Source organism: Terrabacter sp. Ter38 (assembly GCF_024519435.1).
Lineage (GTDB): Bacteria > Actinomycetota > Actinomycetes > Actinomycetales > Dermatophilaceae > Terrabacter.
In genome coordinates this window covers 125867-132226 of sequence record NZ_JALJRZ010000012.1, presented here as the reverse complement: position 1 = coordinate 132226, position 6360 = coordinate 125867, and the positions used below count along the sequence as shown (strand labels likewise).

The 6360-nt window shown below is 70.8% G+C and carries 4 protein-coding genes, 1 other RNA gene and 1 pseudogene; 3 read left to right on the top strand and 3 right to left on the bottom strand.

Features of this window, described 5'->3' with window-relative positions:
• Together NR112_RS20240 and NR112_RS20235 are read right to left on the bottom strand one after the other, a co-directional pair.
• Positions 1–456: pseudogene (locus NR112_RS20240) on the bottom strand (DEAD/DEAH box helicase); the annotation flags it as partial.
• Between the two features lie 291 nt (positions 457–747).
• Positions 748–1116, bottom strand: coding sequence for a VanZ family protein (locus tag NR112_RS20235; RefSeq protein ID WP_256796093.1), 369 nt, complete (start codon positions 1114–1116; stop codon positions 748–750).
• Positions 1117–1187: 71 nt separating this feature from the next.
• Between NR112_RS20235 and NR112_RS20230 the strand changes: the two genes are divergently transcribed.
• Positions 1188–1808 (top strand): SIMPL domain-containing protein, encoded by a 621-nt coding sequence (locus NR112_RS20230; RefSeq protein WP_256796092.1) that lies wholly within the window; start codon positions 1188–1190, stop codon positions 1806–1808.
• A gap of 39 nt (positions 1809–1847) precedes the next feature.
• Complete coding sequence (trxA, locus tag NR112_RS20225) at positions 1848–2249, top strand: thioredoxin (RefSeq protein WP_256796091.1); 402 nt, start codon at positions 1848–1850, stop codon at positions 2247–2249.
• Between the two features lie 110 nt (positions 2250–2359).
• On the opposite strand, the gene ssrA is transcribed toward trxA, so the two are convergent.
• Positions 2360–2726, bottom strand: a transfer-messenger RNA (tmRNA) gene (gene ssrA, locus NR112_RS20220).
• A 213-nt stretch (positions 2727–2939) separates the two neighbouring features.
• On the opposite strand from ssrA, the gene NR112_RS20215 reads away from it, so the two are divergent.
• Positions 2940–6314 (top strand): pyruvate carboxylase, encoded by a 3375-nt coding sequence (locus NR112_RS20215; protein WP_256796090.1) that lies wholly within the window; start codon positions 2940–2942, stop codon positions 6312–6314.
• The last annotated feature ends 46 nt before the right edge of the window (positions 6315–6360 follow it).

Below are 6360 nucleotides of genomic sequence, written 5' to 3'. Positions count from 1 at the left end.
CGGGCGGTCGTCACGGCGCTGGAAGCCGCGGTCACCGCGGTCGTCACGGCGCTGGTACCCACCACGGTCATCGCGGCGCTCGAAGCTCGGGCGGTCGTCACGCTGGTAGGCAGGACGGTCGCCACCACGGTCGTCGCGGCGGGCGAAGGACGGGCGGTCGTCGCGGCGCTGGAAGCCGCGGTCACCGCGGTCGTCACGGCGCTGGAAGCCACCACGGTCCCCACCGCGGTCGTCACGGCGATCGGAGGAACGGTGCTCGTCACGTGGGGCGCGCCACTCGCGGCCACCCACGTGCGAGGAGCCCGACGACGCCGGGCGGGAGGTCTTGGGGCCGGAGAAGGAGCCGGAGGACTTCTGTCCACCCTGTCCGCGATGCGGCTTCTTGGTCGCGGCGGCCTTCTTCTCGGTGGACCAGCGGGCCTTCTTGGGCGCGCCGGAGGAGGTGTGCTTGGGCATTGCGTATTCAACTCTCTTGACTCGATGCAGACTTCGCCTCGAGCCGTGAGTCACACCACGACCATGCAGACGAGCCTCAGGCGCAGGAATCTCTGCGCCCCATGTGTACCGGTCCCCGGCATCTGTGCCGTCCGGTGTTCGGATCCGCTCCGCGTCGGTGCCGGGCCGCGCCGTCTGCGCGGTCTTCCGGTAGGGGTGTCACCTCGTCGGACGAGCCTGCCCGCCGGGCATCCCCGGCGCCATCTCTTCCGTCGTGATCCGAGGAGACCTCGGAGTCGGATGCCGCCAAGTCTACCAGCGACGGAGCCGGGCCCCGACCACGAGCACAGCCGCCCCGAGGGCCACGCCGACGAGATCGAGCACCGCGTCCCACACGTCGCCGGAGCGCCCGGGGAGCAGGAAGTGCTGCACCAGCTCGCTCACCGGGGCATGGATCGCGAAGACGACGACCGCGGTCCGCACGGACCGCAGGGCCCGCCCCACGGCATACGTCGGCACGGCGAAGACGAACAGGTGGACGACCTTGTCGGTCCAGCTCACCGGGCCCTCGACGGTGACGACGGGCCAGTAGAGGACGAGCAGCTGCGTCACGACGGCCGCGACCGCCATACCGACCACGCGGCCCGACGTGGGGGCGGATCGTCGCGGGAGGCTCGTCATGGCACCGCAGTCTAGGTAGGTTGCGACGAGGGCCCAGACCCCTCCGCGAGGGCCGCGACGAGAGGAATCCCATGGGCAAGCGCACGGTCACCGTCAACGGCGCCGGCCGGGCCGCCGTCTCCCCCGACGTCGTGCGGCTCGACCTGCGGCTCGGGCACGACGCCGACGACGTCGCGGCAGCCCTCGCCGGGGCCGCCGAGGGCATCACGAAGGTCGGGGTGGTCGTGCGCGACCACGACGTCGCCGACGCCGACATCCGCACCCTCGACGCCGGCGTCAACCAGCGCTGGGACAACACCGGTGTCCCCGTCGGCTTCACGGCCCAGCAGCGGCTCGCCGTCACGGTGCGCCGGCTCGAGTCGGTCGGGGAGATCCTCGAGGCCGCCGCAGCCGCGGTGGGCAACGCCCTGCTCGTCGACCAGGTGCGCCTCGACGTGTCCGACCGCAGCGAGGGGCTGCGGCGCGCCCGGGACGCTGCCTTCGCCGACGCCCACGACAAGGCGCAGCAGTATGCCGCCCTCTCCGGCGCCGAGCTCGGCGCGGTCCTCGGGGTGGCCGAGGCGGGCGCCGTCCCGGTGCAGCGCCGCGAGATGAAGCTCATGGCGGCGTCGATGGACGCCGGAGGCATGCCCGTCGAGGGCGGTGACCTCGACCTCGGGGCCTCCGTCACCGTCACCTGGGAACTGCGCTGAGGGCGGAATACCCGTCACCCACGGATCGTTGGGAGAGACATGGCTACCACTGACCTGACCGCGCAGTCCTTCGAGAAGACCGTTCTCGACAACGACATCGTCCTGGTCGACTTCTGGGCGTCCTGGTGCGGCCCGTGTCGACAGTTCGCCCCGGTCTACGACGCCGCCTCGCAGAGCGGTGACAACGAGGGCATCGTGTTCGGCAAGGTCGACACCGAGGCCGAGCAGTCCCTCGCGTCGGCGGCGAACATCACCTCGATCCCGACCCTGATGGCCTTCAAGGAGGGCGTGCTCGTCTTCGCCCAACCCGGTGCGCTGCCCCAGTCCGCGCTCCAGGACGTCATCCAGCAGGTCAAGAACCTCGACATGGCCCCCATCAAGGAGCAGATGGCGGCCGAGTCCGCCGGCGCCGCTCCGGGCGGCCGGACCGAGCAGGCCTGACGAGCCCAGCCACACGGCATACGGCAGGGCACAGCCGAGGAGGGCGTCCCGCCGAACGGGACGCCCTCCTCGTGCTTGTCAGCGACAGCGTGACGTGGCCACCACGTGAGTGGTGGAGGTGGCGGGAATTGAACCCGCGTCCGATGACGAGAAACCAGGGCTTCTCCGGGTGCAGTGCGCTATGGCTTTTCTCGGCCCCAGGGCTCGCACGCACGCGTCCCCTGACAGGCCCAGTTGAGTAAGAGTCCCGCGCAGCCCCCCAACATGACTGCGCAGCAAGTTTCCTAGCTGATGCCAGGCACTGAGTCGGAAACTAGCTCAGGCTGACAGACTTCGAGGCTCGCTCAGGCGGCGAGGGCGAAGTCGGTGCGCTTGGAATTGGCACCTATTGTTGTGCAAGGAGCGTTTACGAGATAACCCTGCATCCTCGACCCGCTTCCCCTGACATGTCGACCACCGTCGAAACCGATCACCCCCATGAGGGGTGTCCACGTCACGCTGTTCACTTGTCAAGCTGCTCTGCGTCCCACCGGGGTGGAGTCCACAGTATGCAGGAGGAACGCTCGGGCGGTCCAAGCCATTCCCGTCTCGGATGGGAACACCCCTCTCGGGAGCGACAGGCCCGCCACTAGGCTGCCGACCGTGGTCGACGCGGACCACACCCGTCGCCCCCGGCACCCTGGAGGTCCGATGTTCCGCAAGGTTCTCGTCGCCAACCGAGGCGAGATCGCCGTCCGAGCCTTCCGGGCCGCCACCGAGCTCGGCGCCCGCACGGTCGCCGTCTTCCCGTACGAGGACCGCAAGAGCGAGCACCGGCTCAAGGCCGACGAGGCCTACCAGATCGGCGACGAGGGACACCCGGTCCGCGCCTACCTCGACCACGAGGCCATCGTCGCCCAGGCGGTCGAGGCCGGCGCCGACGCGATCTACCCCGGCTACGGCTTCCTGTCGGAGAACCCCCTTCTCGCCGAGGCGTGCGACGCCGCCGGCATCACCTTCATCGGTCCCCCGGCCTCCGTGCTGCACCTCACGGGCAACAAGGCCCGCGCCATCGCCGCCGCGCGCGACGCCGGACTTCCGACGCTGCGCGGCTCCGAGCCCGGCACCGACCTCGACGCTCTCGAGGTCGCGGCCGAGGAGATCGGCTTTCCCGTCTTCGTCAAGGCGGTCAGCGGGGGCGGCGGCCGGGGCATGCGCCGCGTCGAGGCGCGCGAGGGCCTGCGCGACGCGCTCGAGGCCGCCCAGCGCGAGGCCGAGTCGGCGTTCGGCGACCCGACGCTCTACCTCGAGGAGGCCGTCGTCAACCCGCGCCACATCGAGGTGCAGGTGCTCGCCGACGGCACGGGCGAGATCGTCCACCTCTACGAGCGCGACTGCTCGCTCCAGCGCCGCCACCAGAAGGTCGTCGAGATCGCGCCGGCGCCCAACCTCGACCCGGCGACGCGAGAGAGCATGTGCGCCGACGCCGTCGAGTTCGCGCGGTCCATCGGCTACGTCAACGCCGGGACGGTCGAGTTCCTCCTCGGCGAGGACGGGCGCTACGTCTTCATCGAGATGAACCCGCGCATCCAGGTCGAGCACACGGTGACCGAGGAGGTCACCGACATCGACCTCGTCGTCATGCAGATGCAGATCGCGTCGGGCGACACCTTCGCGTCGATGGGCCTGCGCCAGGACGACATCCGCACCAAGGGCTTCGCCATGCAGTGCCGGATCACGACGGAGGACCCTGCCAACGGCTTCCGCCCGGACGCCGGCACCATCACCGTCTACCGCTCGGCCGGCGGCAGCGGCGTGCGCCTCGACGGCGGGACCGTCTTCGTCGGTGCCGAGATCAGTGCCCACTTCGACTCGATGCTCGTCAAGCTCACGTGCCGCGGGATGACCTTCCCGATCGCCGTGCGCCGGGCCCAGCGCGCCCTCGCGGAGTTCCGCATCCGCGGCGTCTCGACCAACATCCCCTTCCTCGAGGCGGTCCTCGGCGACCCGGTCTTCCAGGAGGGCCTGGCCACGACGTCGTTCATCGACGAGCGGCCCGAGCTGCTCTCCGCGCGGATCAGCGCCGACCGCGCGACGAAGCTGCTCAGCTACCTCGCCGACGTCACCGTCAACCAGCCCAACGGCCCGGTCACGACACGGGTCCGGCCCCGCACCAAGCTTCCCCGGCTCCCCGAAGCGCCGCTGCCAGCCGGTGCCCGCGACCGTCTCGTCGCCGAGGGGCCGGCGGCCTTTGCGCGAGCGCTGCGCGAGGCGAACGACGTCGCCGTCACCGACACGACCTTCCGCGACGCACACCAGTCGCTCCTCGCGACCCGCATGCGCACCCGCGACCTGCTCCACGTCGCCAAGCACGTCGCGCACCTGACGCCGCAGCTGCTGTCCATGGAGGCCTGGGGCGGCGCGACGTACGACGTCGCGCTGCGCTTCCTCGCCGAGGACCCGTGGGAGCGGCTCGCCGCGCTGCGTGAGGCGATGCCGAACATCCCTCTGCAGATGCTGCTGCGCGGGCGCAACACGGTCGGCTACACCCCCTACCCCACGGCCGTGACCGATGCCTTCGTGCGCGAGGCTGCGTCGGCGGGCCTCGACATCTTCCGCATCTTCGACTCGCTCAACGACGTGTCGCAGATGCGCCCGGCCGTCGAGGCCGTGCTCGAGACGAACACCGCGGTCGCCGAGGTGGCGCTCTGCTACACGGGCAACCTGATGAGCCCTGGCGAGAAGCTCTACACGCTCGACTACTACCTCCACCTCGCCGAGCAGATCGTCGACACCGGCGCCCACGTGCTCGCCATCAAGGACATGGCCGGCCTCCTCCGCGCGCCGGCTGCCGCCCGGCTGGTCCGGGCGCTGCGCGAGCGCTTCGACCTGCCGGTCCACCTTCACACGCACGACACCGCGGGGGGCCAGATCGGCACGCTCCTGGCCGCCATCGACGCCGGGGTCGACGCCGTCGACGCCGCCACGGCGACGATGGCCGGCACGACGAGCCAGCCCTCGCTCTCGGCCCTCGTCGCGGCGACCGACGACACCGACCGTCCGACGGGGCTCGACATCGAGAACGTGTTCGCGCTCGAGCCCTACTGGGAGGCCGTGCGTCATCTCTACCGGCCCTTCGAGTCGGGGCTCGACTCCCCCACCGGCCGGGTCTACTTCCACGAGATCCCCGGCGGCCAGCTGAGCAACCTTCGGCAGCAGGCGATCGCCCTCGGTCTCGGCGACCGCTTCGAGGCGATCGAGGACATGTATGCCGCGGCGAACCGGATCCTCGGCAACGTCGTCAAGGTGACGCCGAGCTCCAAGGTCGTCGGCGACCTCGCGCTCGCGCTCGTCGGTGCGGGCGCCGACCCGAAGGACTTCGAGGACGACCCGCAGCGCTACGACATCCCCGACTCCGTCATCGGCTTCCTCAACGGCGAGCTCGGCGACCCGCCCGGTGGGTGGCCGGAGCCCTTCCGCACCAAGGCGCTCGCCGGCCGCCGGTCCAAGCCGCGGCTCACCGAGCTGACGCCGGAGCAGGAGCAGGCTCTCGTCGAGGCCCCACGACGCACCCTCAACGAGCTGCTCTTTCCCGGACCGACGAAGGAGTTCGAGACCTCCCGCGAGTCCTACGGCGACCTGTCGGTGCTCGGCACCGTCGAGTTCCTCCACGGCCTCGAGTCCGGTGAGGAGTACGAGGTCGAGATCGAACCGGGCAAGCGACTCATCCTCGGGGTCCAGTCCATCGGCGAGGCCGACTCCAAGGGCATGCGCACCGTCATGTGCACGCTCAACGGGCAGTTCCGACCCATCACCGTCCGCGACCGCTCCGTGGAGGCCGACGTGAAGTCCGCCGAGAAGGCCGACGCGGGGGTCACCGGTCAGGTCGCAGCGCCCTTCGCCGGCGTCGTGACCCTCGCGGTGTCCGAGGGTGACACCGTCGAGGCCGGCGGCGTCGTCGCGACGATCGAGGCCATGAAGATGGAGGCCAACATCACGAGCCCCACGGGTGGCACCGTCGCGCGGGTCGCCATCGGCGCGCACCAACAGGTCGAGGGTGGCGACCTGCTCGTCGTCATCGGCTGACGCCGTGCGGGCCGGCCGCGTCAGCCGCCTCCGAGTCCACGCACGA

Bases quoted from the DNA above. Each gene is read 5' to 3' on its own strand.
- trxA (WP_256796091.1), top strand. From the start codon at position 1,848: ATGGCTACCACTGACCTGACCGCGCAGTCCTTCGAGAAGACCGTTCTC.
- NR112_RS20235 (WP_256796093.1), bottom strand. From the start codon at position 1,116: ATGACGAGCCTCCCGCGACGATCCGCCCCCACGTCGGGCCGCGTGGTC.
- NR112_RS20215 (WP_256796090.1), top strand. From the start codon at position 2,940: ATGTTCCGCAAGGTTCTCGTCGCCAACCGAGGCGAGATCGCCGTCCGA.
- NR112_RS20230 (WP_256796092.1), top strand. From the start codon at position 1,188: ATGGGCAAGCGCACGGTCACCGTCAACGGCGCCGGCCGGGCCGCCGTC.